This is a genomic window from Pseudomonas sp. GW822-FHT06D10 (assembly GCF_058799535.1).
This window is the reverse complement of record NZ_JBXALN010000001.1, coordinates 26,380-41,944: the sequence shown is the minus strand read 5'-3', so window position 1 is coordinate 41,944 and position 15,565 is coordinate 26,380. Positions and strand designations below refer to the sequence as shown.

Below are 15,565 nucleotides of genomic sequence, written 5' to 3'. Positions count from 1 at the left end.
CAGAACGTCCGGCACAAAAGCCGGACGCTCATGAACGCTTACAGGTTGTCGTAGGTCATCCATACGCTGGAGTTGTCATTCGCAGGGGCCCAGAAAATACCAAGCCCAGCCGGAACCACCAGCTCATAAGGAAGAGTGTCGAAGTTGGAACCGGACGACGCCGCAAAAATTGCAGGGTAGCTATCCATTCGATGGCTGAGAGGCGGCTTCACGGTATCCGCATACAAACGGCCACCGCATGCTGAGACCGTACGAATGACGATGCCAGTAGTGTTTGCCGCAGGCTCTACAAGAGCATTGACGTATTGCCTGTAACCTACTTGGTTGATGAACTTGCTACCCACAGTAACTTGAGTCATGAGATGTACCTTTTGAGTGAAATGAGTGGTGCGGAGAATTCCGCTTTCATGTCGCTCAAAGGCGATGGCTCGAGGCTCAAGGCTTTCACTCGGACACCTGTAGGTCAGACCCTATATCGAGCTGATATCCACATCCTGTGCGTCCGAGGAGCGGAATGACTATCTCAACAAAATACTGTACATGCAACCAGTATTTTGAACCCTGTTTGCCCACCTGTATTAGCAGCTCGGAGCAAAGGGTGTGGGAAGCCATAAACGAAAAAACCCCGGTAAATGCCGAGGCTCTAGTAGGTACAATTGACCGCTGCTTTAGAGTCGAGCCAACAATTCAGCTTTCTTGGCGCTGAATTCTTCCTCAGTCAGCACGCCGGCAGCCTTGAGCTCGCCCAGCTTAGTTAGCGCTGCCATGGCGTCACCGCCTGCCGGTGGTGCTGCTGGAGCCGCTGCTTGAGCGCCTGCATGGCGGCCCTCTTCAATTGCATCAAATAGCGCCTGCTCCTTTTCCTTTTTAAAGGTCTTGAACTCAAGCGCGTCATGCGATGTATGTAGGCGGAGCGAACGGTGCCCCATGAAAGACTTTCGCTCGATCGAGGTGATGCCCTTCAGCGGCATGGTCTCGATGACCTCGCCAAAAAGCCCCTTCCGGTAAAAAGCCGCCCTAGAGCCAGTGATGATCAATACACCGTTGTGTTGAGCATCCTTCCCTTTGCCCATCATTTCGCCGATGTAGCCCTCACCCCAGGCGAGAATCTGCTCACCGCTCTGAAGATGTTTGGCCCTGAATTTTGCGACATGTTTCGACTCATCAGCCACTTCGAAGCTCCTTGTGATTGGCCCCTTTGCCGGATCATATCCAAGAGCCCAAAGCCATGCCAGCCAAAAGCCATCACGCCACACCAGACCCCACTAACGACTTAGCTCATCAGCTTACAAGGCGACTTCTCGACCGCTGGAACTAAGACGGCGAGTTTCGGGCAATAAAAAACCCGGCGCTTGGCCGGGTCCAGGGTTTCGTGTGCGTTTCGCGTTACTTGTGCACTATGGGAAAAGTACGCACAAAACCCCACCATGTCAATATCTTTATGCCGCTCTTTCATCATTTTCCGAGTGAATCACCTGCCAGATCGGCTGCTGAGCCTGAATATCCACTTCCTTGATCACTGCTTTCAGTGATTCCCATAAGGCGAGCCAGTCACGATTCCAATGCTTAGGCTCGATAGTGACACCGAAGAACTCCTTCATCTCAGAGGCGACCCGGGCCGGCCCCCACTCTGCCGCGCCGTGAGCCTCACCCTTGTAGGACTGCAGGGCCAGGGTTACCAGATACTGAGCCTTCACACGCTTGGCTGATGTTAGGTCTGGCAACTCGGCCTTGGCGGTGACCAGCAGCACTGCATTCAGCAGGTGCCGCATGTTCATTGCCGGGTGATACAGGTAGTGCCCGAACTGCTGCACCTGGAACGGCAGCGTGTCGATGGCGCGTAGTACCTTGCCGATCGTGGCCAGGTGCGCAGCGCGGGCTGTGGACCGGCCAATCGGCGTACGGCGTGTCTCACTGATGCTGATCCGCTGCCCCGGAACCGAGAAGCGAGCGGCCTCCTCCCCTTTCTCGCTGCCCAGCGCCGGGAACTGCGCCTCGCGCTTGCCAATACGGCCGCCAGTCTTCACCGATGCCGACTCGGCCCGCTCAATTGCCACAGCACAGATCGAGGCGTTCGATTCGTGCTGTGCCTCTGTCCATACCTGCCTTGCGTTGATCAGCTTCATGCTGCGATCCCCCTTTTCAGTTCTTTGATCTTTTCGCGGTAGTCGGCCTTGATGGCCTTGATCTCTTCGATGGTGTGCTTGCATGCGGGATGCGGACCTTCCAGCCAATCCAGCTTCTCGGCGCCGATTCTCTCCAGGAGCGAAAGCCGGTAGTTCACCAAGTTGCCGGATAGGTGCGTGTTACATGGGGCGCACTGCTTCCAGACGTTCAAGGGCTCGAAGCGGATTTCTGGGTTCGCGCCTACGGTGCGGTAATGGCCTGCGTGATACTGGCCGTCGTGGTGCCGCCCGCAACTGACGCAGGGCAGATCAGCGTCGCGCAGGCGTACCCATTCGTTGAACACGGCCTGGGCTTCTCGGAGGTGGTCCGCCCTACTCTTCAGCTTCTCCTTGCGGACCTTGATCTCCCGGCGCTCAACAGCAGCCAGGGCTTTCCGGGCGCTTGCCTGCCCCTTCTCTGACTGGCCATGAGCGATGGCGCACTCGATTTCCCCACATACGGCCTGGGAGGTGCGCGCAGGCGTAAACATTACCCGGCAAGATGGACAGCGCTTGCGACGCTTGCCGACGGACGCGAGCGGGGTTTTGCGCTGTAGTGGGGTGCGCTTCATGCAAAGCTCCCAATCTGATCAGCAGCAGCCAGGGCGGCCTCTTCGGTTTCAAAGTGCGCGGACAGCACCAGACGCCAACAGGCGTTGAAGACGTCGCGGTACAGGGGCTCGAACTGGGTGTCGTCCATATTGGCCCAGCTGATGGACTTGGCTTCTTTGCGGACGCCGTCGGGAGTACGCACCAGGTGGAAGTGGCCGGCCTCGATGGTCACCCACTCACGGAAGGCTTCACGGGACTTGTCGACTGAGGGGAAGCGTTCGGCGCGAGCCTGTTCAAGCCCGGCGATGTAGGCATCAACCGCATTCGATAGCTGTCCTGGCCTGCCGTTCTGCGCCTCGAAGAACTTGGCCAGACCGCGGATGCCACGCATCTCCTGGCGCGGGATCAGGCCCCCGACCGGCTCCCAGTACTCCCATGCCAGATCCAGCATCGCGAAGAACTTGCCGTGGAACCGGGCGTTTCTCATCTTGGTGAACTTACCGTGGATGACCTGGCCAGCCTTCCAGCACTGGATGGTTTCACGGTCTGCCTCGGTGGCCGGGACCAGGCCCTGGGCGGTGCGAATAAGGGCGAGCTCAGCCATGGTTGGCCTCCTTGCGTTGAGCGGCAGCGATGACCTTTCGAGCCTTACGCTTGCGCAGATAAGTGTCGACTCGCGCCGCCTTGACCTTCTTGAGGCGCAGGCGCTCATTCCGGGCCTTGGCCGCGTCGACAATTTCACGAACCTCGGCGAGCTTCTTGCGCAGGCCTGGTGATGCTTCAACTGGGGAACCAGTGAGCAGGCCGGCTATGGCTTGGCCGTCGGGGGTGATCGGCGCAATGCGCAGGTCGGCTAAGTACTGAGTGCCCGCCTGCTGAGTGATCAGTTGCATCCGGACCGCAGACTCGATAGCGAGAACTCGGCGACCTGGATCGAAGCCCAGGGACACAGACCAAGACACAGGGGCCGCTTCAGCTCGGGCGGTCTTCACTAGGCGCGCGTACGCGTCCATGAACGCCATACGAGCCCCGACCTTGTCGCCCAACCTGAGGATTGGCGCTGCGGCGGTCATGGCCTGCTGAATCTCCGAAGTGATCACCACAGTCTCGATCTCATCGGCAGCGGTAAGGGCGATTGACCAGGCCTCATCCTTTCCCGGGCGCCCATCGGCTGCTTGGACGCGCTGCATGATTTCGCCCATGACCAGCTTGCCCTTCACCTCAAGCCGGCAGGCCTTCAGCGCTGCACGAACAACGGACACCGGATAAGCGCACAGATCCTCGGCCATGATCGCCGCGGTCCCGGGGTTCATCTCATGCCCCATTGCTTCAGCAGTAGCAACTATCGCAGACGACAGCCCGGCGACCTGGGCGTCGTTCATTTCAAAGGTACTCATTGCGCTCTCCCGACTGGCGTCTGGCCAGGACCAATTGAGCGGCCTGCTCAGCAGCGGAAAGGTTTGCCTCAGTGCGCTCCTGCTGGCGGGCCGTGGTGCCATTGATGCGCTGCCCAGTCACCCACTGGGTGTGATAGCTCTCAGCGTTGACCAGCAGCTCGTTGAGGCTGTGGCACTTGCGCAGAACGGCGGCATCACTGGTTTTCAGGTAGTGCGCTGCGACGTGGTGGGCGACATCGGCGCCGAGGCGGTCGACCAATTGGCCGAGCTGGCCACCAACCTTGGCATTCCACACCGGCCAAGTGCTGTAGCGCTTGCGGTAGGCCATGGCGTAGTTCGCCCAGGCCTTGAAGGTTTTGCAGGTCTGGTCTTTCGGGCCCGGCATGTCGGCGGGAATTTCGACTCGGGGCACCTCAATGCGATCAAGTACCACCAACCCATCGGATACGGCCGGCTCTTCGGAGCCGCCGTTCAAGTCCTGACTGGTATCCTGATTAGTACCCTGATGATTGGTATCCTGATTTGTCGGATTTTTTTCCGACCCTTGCTCGGATTTTTTTCCGACCTTGCTCGGAGATTTATCCGAGGTAGATCGGATTTTTTTCCGACCTTTGTTTTCTGCTGGGGTCGGATATTTTTCCGACCCATCAATCTTCTGATTCCACTCGACGGCCTTTTCGGTCAGCCGGAAAAGCGTGATGTTGGAAGTGCTGGAAAGCTCGATTAAGCCAGCCTCTTCCAGGGCCTTCAGCATGCGATAGGCAGTGTCTGGCTTGTCGGTGAGAAGCGGCAGCTCCTCAATGATCTTGGCCTTACTCAGCGCGAAGAAGATCCCGTCGTCAGTCTTGATCGGCTTTGTCCAGCTCGGGCAGCCGTAGATAAAAGCGAACAGCAGGGCCTGCTGAGAGTTCAGCCCCCACTCAAGCGCCTTCACCTGGTTGATCGTGACGGTGAATTGCATGTCAGGCCTCGGCCAGCTTGTACTGCGCCCACAGCCCAGCGACCCAATTAACGCCCTTGGGGGTGAATTTGGACTGATTGAAGGCGCGCCCGTTGTCCCCGGTGCCGGTCCTGACCTCAAAGCGACCAGCGTCGATGTGAGGCTGGTAGGCCTGCCACTCCCCGCCCATGCGGTACATGATCTTTTTATCGAGCAAGAACTCACGGAATCGCGATTCATTGGCCTTGAGCAGCTTGGCCACCTGACGGAAGCCTTTGAGGCCGGTGGCGTCGACATAACGATCGACGAACGCGATCTTCGGTGCCGCATCGATCAGAGCCAGGCTGGCCTGCTGCCGAAGCTCGAACTGTTCGGCCCAGGCGCGAGCGGCTGCAGCAGGGTTGGTAAAGTCCGGCAGGGTCGCAATGACGCGAGGCTCTTCCAGCTCTTTGAGCTTCTGCAGGACGGTACGTCGGACCGCCTTGGACTCACGCATCCCGACGAGCATGCCTTGATCCAAGGTCAGGTCATAACAAGCCATCTCCACGCCGCTTTGGGGGTGTGCAATAAATTTGCACTCCCCCAACTCATCGCCGAGCTCGTCTTGAACCCGGATGATGAACTGATCGTTGCGGACCTTCGTCTCGCCGGCCTGAGTGCGGGCGGCATTCACCAGGTCGCGGAGCTCGAGACTCGAAATACTCCGCGCCACGTTTTGCGAATTCAGGAAACGTGGCGCGATATTGGTAGGGGTATTGCTGGAATTGGGTTGGCTCTGCATAATCGGCCTCATCAGGTGTTAATGAATCAGCCGGGGCGCAATCCCGGCTTTTTTGTGCCCGGGATTCAGGCAAGCTTCAAATTCGGTCGGTGTTTTGCGATCAACGCTTCAGCTTTCCGGCCAAGCTCCCCCGCTCGCGCCTCGACCTGACGGCATTGTTCGGCGAACGCTGGCAGGTGCGGCAGGTCCTCTTCGCACATCACCTGATCGTCAAAAACTTCGCTGCCGGTATCGATCACGTCGCCCAGCGCTCGGATCAGCGCACCGAAGCTTTTATTGGCGCATTGGTCGCTCTGCATCTGGCGGGCGCCGGTCAAGCCATGACGGCCTGCCAATTCGTTGATGCAGTTGTCGCGAAACTCCGGCTCCAGAGCGTTCACCCATGACTCTTCCAACCAAGACGGCATTTCCTGATCACCCGAGAGCCAGCGCTGTACGCGCTTCAACCAGCGGCCTGTCGCCTTCACGAATTCGCCCACATCGTTCAGGCGTGCCAATTCATTGAAGTCCGGGACCTTTGCCTGAACGATCTTCTCGGCGGGAACTCGCAGGCAAATTTCCCGACTCAACGCCTGGGCGAAATCGTCCTGGCTCAGGCTGGTACGGGCGATCTGATTTGCAGCGTGCGCCACCAGAACCTGGTCGCGGGTTTGCGCTGCGTGTCTTGGACTGGACGTTTCCATGGGGACTGCTCTCTTCTAATCTGGCTTCAGTAAGTCGGATGGAGGTGTTCAGCTAAGGAGCGTTCTTCCACTGGTTAGGGCCATGTGCATGCTGTGATGCTCCTGGCGCTTGAAATTGGTTATGCAGCGGATTTCTTTGGGTGGGCCTCGGCGAGCAGCCAGGCTGGGTCGAAAGGCTTGCCCTTCTTGGCAGCCAGATCGGCAATTTTTTTGGCGTAATCGGTTTCGCCGGTGTACTCGGTGCGCGGTAAGGCGCCGGCCTCCAGCCACTTGTAGATAGCGCGCGGAGTCTTGCCGCAGGCCAGAGCCACAGACGGAACGCCACCTGCGTCATCGATCGATTTCTTGAGCGGCCGCATATGACCTCCGAGCTGATTATGAACTTTCGGTACATATTATGTCGGAACTGAAAGTACATGCAAGCGCATGCAACCATGTACCCATGGTTCAAATAGAAGATTTGCGCGCTGCGTTCGTTGCCCGCCTCAAGAAGGCTTTGGCAGAAAAAGACATCCCCGAATGGGGTGCAGGCGCTCGCCTAGCGAAAATGGCCGGCGTCACACCAAAAGCCACCAGCAAGTGGATGAACGGCGAGTCCATGCCTGGCGGCGCCAAGATGCTCGCCGTGGCCACTGCTCTTGGCGTACGCGTCGAGTGGCTGGAGTACGGTCGTGGCGAAATGGTCGAAGGCTCCACTCCCCATCCGGCCGAAGACTCTCGAATCCCTCCGAGAGGATTTGAGCTGAAGGACGACCCAAGTTACACAGGTGTCCTGCAGCTTACTGCCCAGGGGTCGGCCGGCACCGGCGAAGACAACACCCATGTCGAGATTCGCGGCGTGATGGCGTTCAAGTCCTCTTGGTTGCGCGCCAACCATCTCAACCAGCGACACCTCGATGTCATATATGCAACCGGCCACAGCATGGAGCCGACCATCAATGACGGCGATGTGCTGTTGGTGGACGAGTCGAAGATCGAACCGAAAGACGGCCAGATCTTCGCTTTGCAAAGCGCTACCAAGGGCACGATCGTAAAGCGCTTGGTGAAGTCGGATATTGACGGCTGGATTATTCGAAGTGACAACCAGGACAAGGCGCGTTATGGCGACGAGATCCTGCGTGATGGTGAGATAAACGAAGTTCGTATCATCGGTCGCGTCGTCTGGCGTGGCGGGATGCTTTGAAACTTCAGCATGGATAAGCCAATAAAGGCATCATAAAAATCAAGGAGAAGGGAATTGTCAGACCGCAAAAAGCCTGGACCACCCGCAAAAGGTCACAACGGCTCTGGACCCTCTAGAAGCTCTAATGGCGACCAGCCGCGCAGTAAAAGGGGCTATGCTGAGGATGGGATGCCCCCTAATATTATTTCTCAAAATCGTCCGGCGCCCCCAAGGCCGACCAATGACAAGCCATGATGTAGCGGAAAAGCACTACAGCCTTTCGTTTTACGTGAGAAGGTGTGTGAAATATCACGCCTTCAGGTCTTCTTTTTTTTCAAAGCTCAACTCCACGACATCTTTTATTGGGGTCCTTTTCGGATCCGCCGCGCTCACATCCATAGTTGCCCAAGCACCAGCATGGGTTTCTATTTCTGCCTCTCTTGTTGTGACGGTTTTTTCGGCTCTAGACCTTGTAATTGGTACGGGTCGAAAAGCTTGGGAACACAACGATTTCAAAAAGGCTTACCAAGCCATCGAGCTTTCTCTTCTGGAGGCCGGAGAATCTAAGAGCACGGTTGACTCTCTGCGTCACGTTGAAATCGCAATCAAGAAAATCGAATCCCAAGAGCCAAAAGAGCTTCAGTTTCTAAATGAGATGGCATCCAATGAGGTGATTCGATCGATCTATCCGGCCGAGGAGGCGGTGAAATATCTTGTTGATCTGCCATGGCGTAAGAGGGTGACTGCAAACATTATTGACTGGGATGTAGGCCCCTACATATCCACCAAGAGCACATGAAAAAGTCCGGCCCAGCGCCGGGCTTCTCGTATCTGGCCTCCCCGATCTGATCCGTAGCCCGCCACTGAGCGGTCTTTTCCATTTTGCTTTACGGCTGTTTGATATCGATACCGGAAACATAGTCATTCGCGCGTCGCTGTGCGAAGTCGCCGCAAGTGATCACTCCTTTCATAGCTCGGGCAGTATCCCATCCATCCATGTACAGTTTCACCACAGCCATCCTCCTGAGCTGCGGCATTTCCTTCACTTTCCCCTCAAGGCGAAGCCACTTTATAAAGTCGCCTTCGTTCATCCCTCTTTTGAAATCAGAGCACCCCGATAGCCAGATCTGCTCGGCGTCGTAGGCGACCTCATCTGCGTCATACGGCGCCTTCGCTACTTCTGCGCCATAGCTGGCAGCGCAGCTTGCGCCAATCAGGGCGATCGCAACTGAAAAAATCATTTTTCTCACGGAAAGGGCCTCCTTCTTTAGATCGGCAGTTTAGCGCCTCGCGCCGGATGCTAATCGGTGAATTGTGTACCCCGATAAAATATGTACTTTTGGTACTTGACTCAATATGAACCATTGGTACATATTTATCCCGTCGCAGCGACACACAGCCACTGCGAAGGGCCTCAAGAGACCCGCCGCTCTTTAACAGTCAGCGCAACACAGAAACACCAACAGACCGCATTGCCTCTACCGACGACCGGCGATCAGACGGGTCAGATAGCCCGCCAACGACAGGAACAACCTGTACGGCTGATCGAGAGCGAAACGCTCGAACCGTGCGAACGACCCGGCATGCAATGCGCCCCGCCTTCCCCGGCGGTAATTGGGAGGAAATGAGCTACGCCCACCGATTACCGGCGGCGCGGTAAGTGACCTGACAGATGAGTGCGAACTGGACAAGGGCCAGGTGGTATCGGATGCGCACCAACGAGATACGAGCCGGTGACCGACGTCAGTAGCGGGTCACGGCGGACAGCATCACTGAGCAGCCTTCTTGCGAGGGCTGCTTGGGATGACAACCACTTGGAAATAAATTGCATGGCCAAGTCTTTCAAGCAAATGATCAAAGACGGGGACCTGAAGCGCGCTGACGCGATGAAGGCTCGCCTGGAAGATCTACACGAAGAACCCGGCTTCAACCTTCGGGCCGAAGGTGAAGAGCTGGAGGAAAGTATCAGCGCACTGGCGGAATTCATCTTTGCCGGCGGCCAGATTCCCGCGCTTGAAGTACGACCTCGCGCTGAAGGTGGGATGTGGGTTGTCGACGGCCACCGCCGTCGCCGCGCCTACTTGAAACTGGATCAGGCGGGGCGCCTTCCAAGAGCGCCGAGCAAGGAAGACCCAGAACGCCTGGAGGCCTGGATCTCGATCGTGCCCTTCGAGGGCACCGACGCCGAACGGGTAGCCAGGGTCATCACCAGTCAGGAAGGAAAGAAGCTCTCTCCTCTTGAGCTGGCAGACGGCTACAAGCGACTCACCGCATTTGGCTGGACTCCCGATCAGATCGCCAAGAAGGTCGGCAAGACCCGCCAGCACGTCGAGCAGGTGATGACGCTCGGCAATGCCAACACAGACGTTCAACAGCTTGTCGCCTCAGGTCAGGTATCCGCGACTACAGCAGTTCAAGTTGTGCGCCAGCACGGCGAGGAAGCAGGCAAGGTACTCGGTGGTGAACTGCAAAAGGCTAAGGCCACCGGCAAGTCAAAGGTAACCGCGGGATCGATGCGCGGACCTACAACCTCCCGTCAGCGGCTCGAAGCGGTACGTGCAGCAGCACAGGAAATCTTCAAGGCATTGCCTGATGGTTGCCTGGATAGTTCAGTGCCAGAGATCAGCCTTCCTATAGAACTGCTCCTCAAGCTACAGAGTGCGGTGAGTGAAGCTACCTAGCAATTCAATTGCATCCCGTGTTCTTCTAAACAACCAGCGCCACGTCAGCCTGACGCTAACTGCCCGGAAGGATTCACCCAGCCTTGCGGGACCGGGCAATACAGCGCTTTATATTGCTCTCGCGGTGCTTGCGGACGACTTTGTTGTACCTGAAAAACAGGATGGAGCCCGCAGTCAAAGCAATGACCAACAGCCTCAGAACGATAGCGGTAGCCTCCATCACAGTATTGACCCGATTAAGCCCTAGCGAAACCAGAATCAACGCGACGGACATAAAGCCTAGCTCCAAGGAAACCAGAATCATGGATGCACGCATCAAGCGGTCTTTACGTATGTCCTTCGTAGCAGCCCTGGTGATCGCTCTTGTGATACCGATAGCCGACAGCGCCTTCATCACAAGCACTACCGGGAAGTTGATGGCTCGGTTAATTGATGCCATCACTTTGCTGGTCATTTCCTTGAAACTCACCAACGCTTTTCTCCTCAACCGGCGCCTGAAACACCGAATTGTAGGAGCTATTTTTTACTTCTACACCTAAGCAACCGGGTTCACAGGACAAATAACGGAAGTATCAAATGAACGAAACCCAAGCAAAACAGATTGACGAAATCGTCCAAAAGATTGCGGATGACGACAGCATCACCTTCGATGCTGCCTTCAAGGTGGCGGTGGGCGTGCTTAAGCTACACGCCCTGAACCCGCCAAAGGGGCAGGCCAGTGGCGGCGGCAGTGGAAATTTTCAGGCCGGTGATAGCCAAGCTGACCAGTTTTCAGACTGAGAAACGAAAATCCATGGACCACCAGGTGACGAAAGCGGGGTAGCGAGATTTCTGATCCTCTCTCGAAGGTTTGTTATTTCGAGGTTGCTTGAGCCGAAATAAGTGCCAATGGGCAACTTTCTAACGCTCCCATCAGGAAACGTAACTGTCTTTTTCAAGCCGAGAGCCTCCATGCCCTCATGTAGGTCATCGTAGTCCTCCCAGCCTGCCTTGAGCAGCTCAACTCGCACCGTGTACTCCGCCATAAGAACATTCCTTGTTTCGACTGTGGAAGTCGAAGCATATGGTTTTCCCTCGACTGTGGAAAGCGACGAAACAGGGAGCCTGCCCCTGTAAAAACAGGCAGCGTAAGGCTGACGTGAATGGCCCGAAACTAAGGCTTACAGCTTCAACCTGCGTCATTTCTATACGACTTTGCCCCTGAGGATACTTCCACTTCCGCACTCACACTCGGGAACGAGAGCCTCGGATCTCCCTCGGTAATACTCGTAGTCGCTTGCAGGAACAGTTTTGAAACCCTCCCATTTGGTTTCACTGTTGCCCCAATCATCCGAGCGGCTGATTTCAATGCCTTCGCGGCCACAGTTGCTGCAGGTGGCGGTGTATCGACTCCCATCCCAGCTCATTTGGCTCTCCCTTGCGTCAAGCATCTGCATCAAATTTAGCTGCGTTACATCCTTCTTCAAACACAAGTACGAATGCACTCCCCTCCGCGCCCATCGGCAACCAGCGGAGCGGATGAGTGCATCCGAGTTTTGTTGGACCAGCACCCGCCACTCTGGAGGCAATCATGTCAGCACTACGCAAGGCACAGCTCGAATACGACAACCGCATGCCGCCACCGGTGAGCGATGACGACCTGGCCGAATCGGAATGGCTTGAGGCAAATGCCGAGCGCCTGCTGATGGGTTACCGGATCTCCTGGGGCTACCAACCTTCAGAGCTCGGCGAGGTCACCCAGGCCGACTTTGCAAGGGCGGTTCAGGACCATTTGAACCAACGCCAGATCGACGGTGAGGATGAACAAGACGCCTTCGGCCAACTGGTGATCGGCGCCATGGGCTTTCGCAGCTCAGGGCTACTGATGGATCTGGCGGTGTACCTGCTTGGTAAGAAATCAGCCTTGAAGGACATCGCGCTCGAGCTACTGAAGCCGCACGCCGAGACCGCGGTGGCCTTTGAACAGGAGCAGGCGCGCCTAGAGCGGGAGTGCGGGTTTTGAGCCCTCACATCCTCATCGACCAAGCCCTCGAAGGCGTTGCCGATCCCAGCAGCCAGTCCGATATCGACGTCCTAGTGCAGGGCCTGATCACCCGCCTGTTCACTGACGGTGCAATCACCACCGACGAATTCACCCACTACTGCAAGCGCCTGATGGAAGCCTGTCACCGGCGCAAGGAGGCAGAATGACCACTTCCCCAGTCAAGTCGCTCATCGAGGAGCAACTGGAAGACATCACCGCTCACAACCTGCGTGATGCCTACAGCCTGGCCGAGCGCCGGGGCTTTTTCGGACCGCCGGTTGAGCAGTATGCGGAGCCAGGTTACCGCGGTCGGGTGCTACAGGTTCTGCGCTATCGCGTAGCCCAGCTGGAGCAGCGGCAATGAGCGGCGCAGGCGCACACAAGCGCGGCCAGCAGTTGGCGATCCGCTGCGCGAAACTCCGACGCGAGGGCCTATCCCTTTCCGAGGTGGCCCAGGCAACCGGTATCAAGAAGGAGCAGGTCAACGCCAAGATCACCTTAGGCGAGCGACTGCTGTCGCTAGAGGAGTCGTGATCGCCATTCTCTACTGGCGTAGCTCCTTCCCTGCCCTTGCCCTCTGCACCGCCGCAATGCTGATCAGCGCTCTCGCCGATCAAGTCATCCAGTAATTCACACCTTCAGTCGCTGCGCTTTGCGCGGCAAGGAATTCCCATGTCCGCACAAAGCGTGGCGCCGGTGGCGCACGAACGAAACCTTCACGTCCTGCCTCACGCTGCGACCAGTACCAGCGCCCTGGTTCTGGATGGCGACAGCCTGGACAAGATGATGCGCCTGGCCGACGTCATGGCCACCGGCCGCGCCACGCTGCCAAAGCACTTCTACGGAAATCCGGCTGACTGCCTGGCGGTCGTCATGCAATCGATGCAGTGGAAAATGAATCCATTCGCCGTGGCGCAGAAGACGCACCTGGTCAACGGCGTGCTGGGCTACGAAGCGCAGCTGGTGAATGCGGTGATCACAACCTGCGCACCGGTTCTGGATCGCCTTCACTACGAGTGGTTTGGCGCCTGGGAGAAGGTGATCGGCCAGTTCACCATCAAGAACGGCGACAAGGGTGAATACCGCGTCCCTGGATGGAAGTTGGAGGACGAAAAAGGCCTGGGCGTGAAGGTTTGGGCAACCTTCCGCGGCGAAGATGAGCCGCGGGTTCTCGAGCTGTTGCTGGCTCAGGCTCGCACCCGCAACAGCACACTCTGGGCAGACGATCCTCGCCAGCAACTGGCTTACCTCGCAACCAAGCGCTGGTCGCGCCTCTACTGCCCCGACGTGATCCTTGGCGTGTACAGCCCTGACGAGCTGGAGGAAACCACTCCTGTTGTTCGCGATGTTTCACCTGGGGCAGCGTCGGCCCCTGGCGATCTCTCCGACTACCCAGACGAAAAGCTCACAGAAAACCTACCGAAATGGCGCGCCGCCATAGATGCGGGCAGGTCCACACCCGAAAAAGTCATCGCGACCATTGCCAGCAAGTACACGCTGAGCGAAGAGCAGATTGAAATCATTCAGGGACTCGCCCCGATCGAAGGAGAACAAGCATGAAAATTCACAACGTAGCTCAGGGCTCCGCTGAGTGGCACGCGCTCCGCGCCCAGCACTTCACCGCCTCCGAGGCCCCAGCAATGATGGGGGCCTCGAAGTATCAAACCCGCACCGAACTACTGACCCTGAAGAAGACTGGCATCACGCCGGAAGTCACTCAGGCCCAGCAGCACATCTTCGACAAAGGCCATGCGACCGAAGCAATGGCCCGCCCGCTGGTTGAAAGTATGATCGGCGAAGAGCTGTATCCAGTGGTCGGCACCGACGGCAACCTGCTGGCCTCCATGGATGGCGCCACAATGCTTGGCGAAACCCTGTTCGAACACAAGTTGTGGAACGAGTCACTGGCTGCCCAAGTCCGGGCCGGGGAATTGGAGCCACACTACTTCTGGCAGCTTGAGCAGCAGCTACTGGTGAGCGGCGCCGAGCGCGTGATTTTCGTTTGCTCCGACGGCACCGCCGAGAAATTCGTGCATCTCGAGTATCAGCCAGTCACCGGCCGTGCGGCACAGCTGATCGAAGGCTGGAAGCAGTTTGAGACCGACCTGGCCAACTTCGAAATGGCCGACGCTCCTTCAATCGTTGTCGGCAAGGCGCCTGATGAGCTGCCAGCGCTGCGCATCGAACTGACCGGTATGGTTACCGCCAGTAACCTGAAGGTGTTTGAAGAGTCGGCCCTGGCGGTCATCGACTCGGTGAAAACCACACTCTCCACTGACCAGGACTTCGCCGACGCCAAGAAGGCGGTCAAGTGGTGCAGTGACGTCGAAGAGGCTGTCGCAGCCGCCAAGAAGCAGGCTCTGTCGCAGACCCAAAGCATCGACGAGCTGTTTTCGTCCCTTGATCGGATCAGCGCACACGCTCGCGAGACGCGCCTGAAGGTCGACAAGCTGGTGAAGGCTCAAGAGCTGCTGGTGAAGTCCAACATCAAGCAAAAGGCCGAGCAGGCACTGACGGATCACGTAGCGGCGATCAACAAGACGCTGGGTCAGGTGCCCCTACCAGCAGTAGCAGCTGACTTCGCCGGCACCATGAAAAACAAGCGCACTATCGCCAGCCTGCAGGACGCCGTGGATACCGAGCTGGCCCGGGCGAAGATTGCTGCAAGTCAGGCTGCCGACGGCATTCGTCTGAATCTGAGCAGCCTGGCCGAGCTGGCGGTCGACCACACCTTCCTGTTCAACGACGTGCACCAGTTGGTGACGAAGGCGAACGACGACTTGGTCGCGCTGATCAAGGTTCGAATTTCTGAACACCAGAAGGCCGAGGAAGAGAAAGCCGAAGCGCAGCGCGAGCAGATCCGCCAACAGGAGCTGAAGAAAATCGCGGACGAAGTGAAAGCAAAATCGCTGGTTGAGCCTACTCCAGCCGCCAACCCGATACCGGTGAAAACCGCAGCGCCAGTTCAGTCTGTCACGAAGCCAGCAACCACCACCGCAGCGCCAATGAACCTGCAGCCTGAAGTATTCGATCTGGAAGCGTTGATCCATGCCGTTGCAGGTGGCCATGCCCCTATTTCGGTACTGACCGTGGACTGGGAGAAGCTCGACGCTATGGTCGCCGCCCAGGGCGACAAGTTCAGCATGGCCGGAGTGAGGCTGGTCAAGGTAGCAGCGTGAGG

The 15,565-nt window shown here is 57.5% G+C and carries 22 protein-coding genes; 10 read left to right on the top strand and 12 right to left on the bottom strand.

The window, feature by feature from the left end; genetic code table 11:
• Window positions 1–38: 38 nt before the first annotated feature.
• The 10 genes from AC1RL5_RS00270 to AC1RL5_RS00225 form a co-directional block, all read right to left on the bottom strand.
• The gene (locus tag AC1RL5_RS00270) at window positions 39–359 is read right to left on the bottom strand and encodes a hypothetical protein (RefSeq protein ID WP_492589080.1); all 321 of its coding nucleotides are present in this window, start codon (window positions 357–359) and stop codon (window positions 39–41) included.
• 309 nt (window positions 360–668) lie between these two features.
• Entirely contained in the window at window positions 669–1,172 is a 504-nt protein-coding gene (locus AC1RL5_RS00265) for an SHOCT domain-containing protein (RefSeq protein WP_015636180.1), read from the bottom strand.
• Between the two features lie 267 nt (window positions 1,173–1,439).
• Window positions 1,440–2,126: a hypothetical protein gene (locus AC1RL5_RS00260; RefSeq protein WP_410037360.1), complete on the bottom strand. Its 687-nt coding sequence runs from the start codon at window positions 2,124–2,126 to the stop codon at window positions 1,440–1,442.
• Window positions 2,123–2,737 carry a recombination protein NinG gene (locus AC1RL5_RS00255; RefSeq protein WP_492589081.1) on the bottom strand — a complete coding sequence of 205 codons (615 nt, stop codon included), beginning with the start codon at window positions 2,735–2,737 and terminating at the stop codon, window positions 2,123–2,125. The genes AC1RL5_RS00260 and AC1RL5_RS00255 overlap by 4 nt, the downstream gene beginning before the upstream one ends.
• A complete protein-coding gene (locus AC1RL5_RS00250) occupies window positions 2,734–3,321 on the bottom strand; it encodes a DUF1367 family protein (RefSeq protein WP_011062057.1) in 588 nt (195 codons plus the stop codon). The genes AC1RL5_RS00255 and AC1RL5_RS00250 overlap by 4 nt, the downstream gene beginning before the upstream one ends.
• Window positions 3,314–4,114, bottom strand: coding sequence for a hypothetical protein (locus AC1RL5_RS00245; protein WP_492589082.1), 801 nt, complete (start codon window positions 4,112–4,114; stop codon window positions 3,314–3,316). Before AC1RL5_RS00245 ends, AC1RL5_RS00250 begins: the two co-directional genes overlap by 8 nt.
• Entirely contained in the window at window positions 4,101–5,075 is a 975-nt protein-coding gene (locus AC1RL5_RS00240) for a phage replication protein (protein WP_492589083.1), read from the bottom strand. The genes AC1RL5_RS00245 and AC1RL5_RS00240 overlap by 14 nt, the downstream gene beginning before the upstream one ends.
• A gap of 1 nt (window position 5,076) precedes the next feature.
• Complete coding sequence (locus AC1RL5_RS00235; RefSeq protein WP_492589084.1) at window positions 5,077–5,835, bottom strand: phage antirepressor KilAC domain-containing protein; 759 nt, start codon at window positions 5,833–5,835, stop codon at window positions 5,077–5,079.
• A 65-nt stretch (window positions 5,836–5,900) separates the two neighbouring features.
• The gene (locus AC1RL5_RS00230) at window positions 5,901–6,518 is read right to left on the bottom strand and encodes a DUF8585 domain-containing protein (RefSeq protein ID WP_492589085.1); all 618 of its coding nucleotides are present in this window, start codon (window positions 6,516–6,518) and stop codon (window positions 5,901–5,903) included.
• Between the two features lie 119 nt (window positions 6,519–6,637).
• The gene (locus AC1RL5_RS00225) at window positions 6,638–6,877 is read right to left on the bottom strand and encodes a helix-turn-helix domain-containing protein (RefSeq protein WP_492589086.1); all 240 of its coding nucleotides are present in this window, start codon (window positions 6,875–6,877) and stop codon (window positions 6,638–6,640) included.
• 83 nt (window positions 6,878–6,960) lie between these two features.
• On the opposite strand from AC1RL5_RS00225, the gene AC1RL5_RS00220 reads away from it, so the two are divergent.
• Entirely contained in the window at window positions 6,961–7,701 is a 741-nt protein-coding gene (locus tag AC1RL5_RS00220; RefSeq protein WP_492589127.1) for a LexA family transcriptional regulator, read from the top strand.
• A 124-nt stretch (window positions 7,702–7,825) separates the two neighbouring features.
• A complete protein-coding gene (locus AC1RL5_RS00215) occupies window positions 7,826–8,479 on the top strand; it encodes a hypothetical protein (protein ID WP_492589087.1) in 654 nt (217 codons plus the stop codon).
• Window positions 8,480–8,567: 88 nt separating this feature from the next.
• On the opposite strand, the gene AC1RL5_RS00210 is transcribed toward AC1RL5_RS00215, so the two are convergent.
• The gene (locus AC1RL5_RS00210; RefSeq protein ID WP_492589088.1) at window positions 8,568–8,930 is read right to left on the bottom strand and encodes a hypothetical protein; all 363 of its coding nucleotides are present in this window, start codon (window positions 8,928–8,930) and stop codon (window positions 8,568–8,570) included.
• Window positions 8,931–9,509: 579 nt separating this feature from the next.
• Here AC1RL5_RS00210 and AC1RL5_RS00205 point away from each other — a divergent pair.
• Entirely contained in the window at window positions 9,510–10,361 is an 852-nt protein-coding gene (locus AC1RL5_RS00205; RefSeq protein WP_492589089.1) for a ParB/RepB/Spo0J family partition protein, read from the top strand.
• Window positions 10,362–10,434: 73 nt separating this feature from the next.
• Here AC1RL5_RS00205 and AC1RL5_RS00200 read toward each other — a convergent pair whose 3' ends face one another.
• Window positions 10,435–10,830 (bottom strand): hypothetical protein, encoded by a 396-nt coding sequence (locus tag AC1RL5_RS00200; RefSeq protein WP_492589090.1) that lies wholly within the window; start codon window positions 10,828–10,830, stop codon window positions 10,435–10,437.
• Window positions 10,831–10,937: 107 nt separating this feature from the next.
• Between AC1RL5_RS00200 and AC1RL5_RS00195 the strand changes: the two genes are divergently transcribed.
• From AC1RL5_RS00195 to AC1RL5_RS00165, 7 genes are all read left to right on the top strand, one after another.
• On the top strand, window positions 10,938–11,141 hold the full coding sequence (locus AC1RL5_RS00195) for a hypothetical protein (protein WP_492589091.1): 204 nt from the start codon (window positions 10,938–10,940) through the stop codon (window positions 11,139–11,141).
• Between the two features lie 790 nt (window positions 11,142–11,931).
• Window positions 11,932–12,363, top strand: coding sequence for a hypothetical protein (locus AC1RL5_RS00190; protein WP_492589093.1), 432 nt, complete (start codon window positions 11,932–11,934; stop codon window positions 12,361–12,363).
• Window positions 12,360–12,551, top strand: coding sequence for a hypothetical protein (locus AC1RL5_RS00185; RefSeq protein ID WP_258717706.1), 192 nt, complete (start codon window positions 12,360–12,362; stop codon window positions 12,549–12,551). Before AC1RL5_RS00190 ends, AC1RL5_RS00185 begins: the two co-directional genes overlap by 4 nt.
• Entirely contained in the window at window positions 12,548–12,748 is a 201-nt protein-coding gene (locus AC1RL5_RS00180) for a hypothetical protein (protein ID WP_041118604.1), read from the top strand. Before AC1RL5_RS00185 ends, AC1RL5_RS00180 begins: the two co-directional genes overlap by 4 nt.
• Window positions 12,745–12,918 carry a hypothetical protein gene (locus AC1RL5_RS00175; protein ID WP_492589094.1) on the top strand — a complete coding sequence of 58 codons (174 nt, stop codon included), beginning with the start codon at window positions 12,745–12,747 and terminating at the stop codon, window positions 12,916–12,918. The genes AC1RL5_RS00180 and AC1RL5_RS00175 overlap by 4 nt, the downstream gene beginning before the upstream one ends.
• A gap of 138 nt (window positions 12,919–13,056) precedes the next feature.
• Window positions 13,057–13,944: a RecT family recombinase gene (locus AC1RL5_RS00170; RefSeq protein WP_492589096.1), complete on the top strand. Its 888-nt coding sequence runs from the start codon at window positions 13,057–13,059 to the stop codon at window positions 13,942–13,944.
• Window positions 13,941–15,563 carry a YqaJ viral recombinase family protein gene (locus tag AC1RL5_RS00165; protein WP_492589098.1) on the top strand — a complete coding sequence of 541 codons (1,623 nt, stop codon included), beginning with the start codon at window positions 13,941–13,943 and terminating at the stop codon, window positions 15,561–15,563. The genes AC1RL5_RS00170 and AC1RL5_RS00165 overlap by 4 nt, the downstream gene beginning before the upstream one ends.
• Window positions 15,564–15,565: the final 2 nt, after the last annotated feature.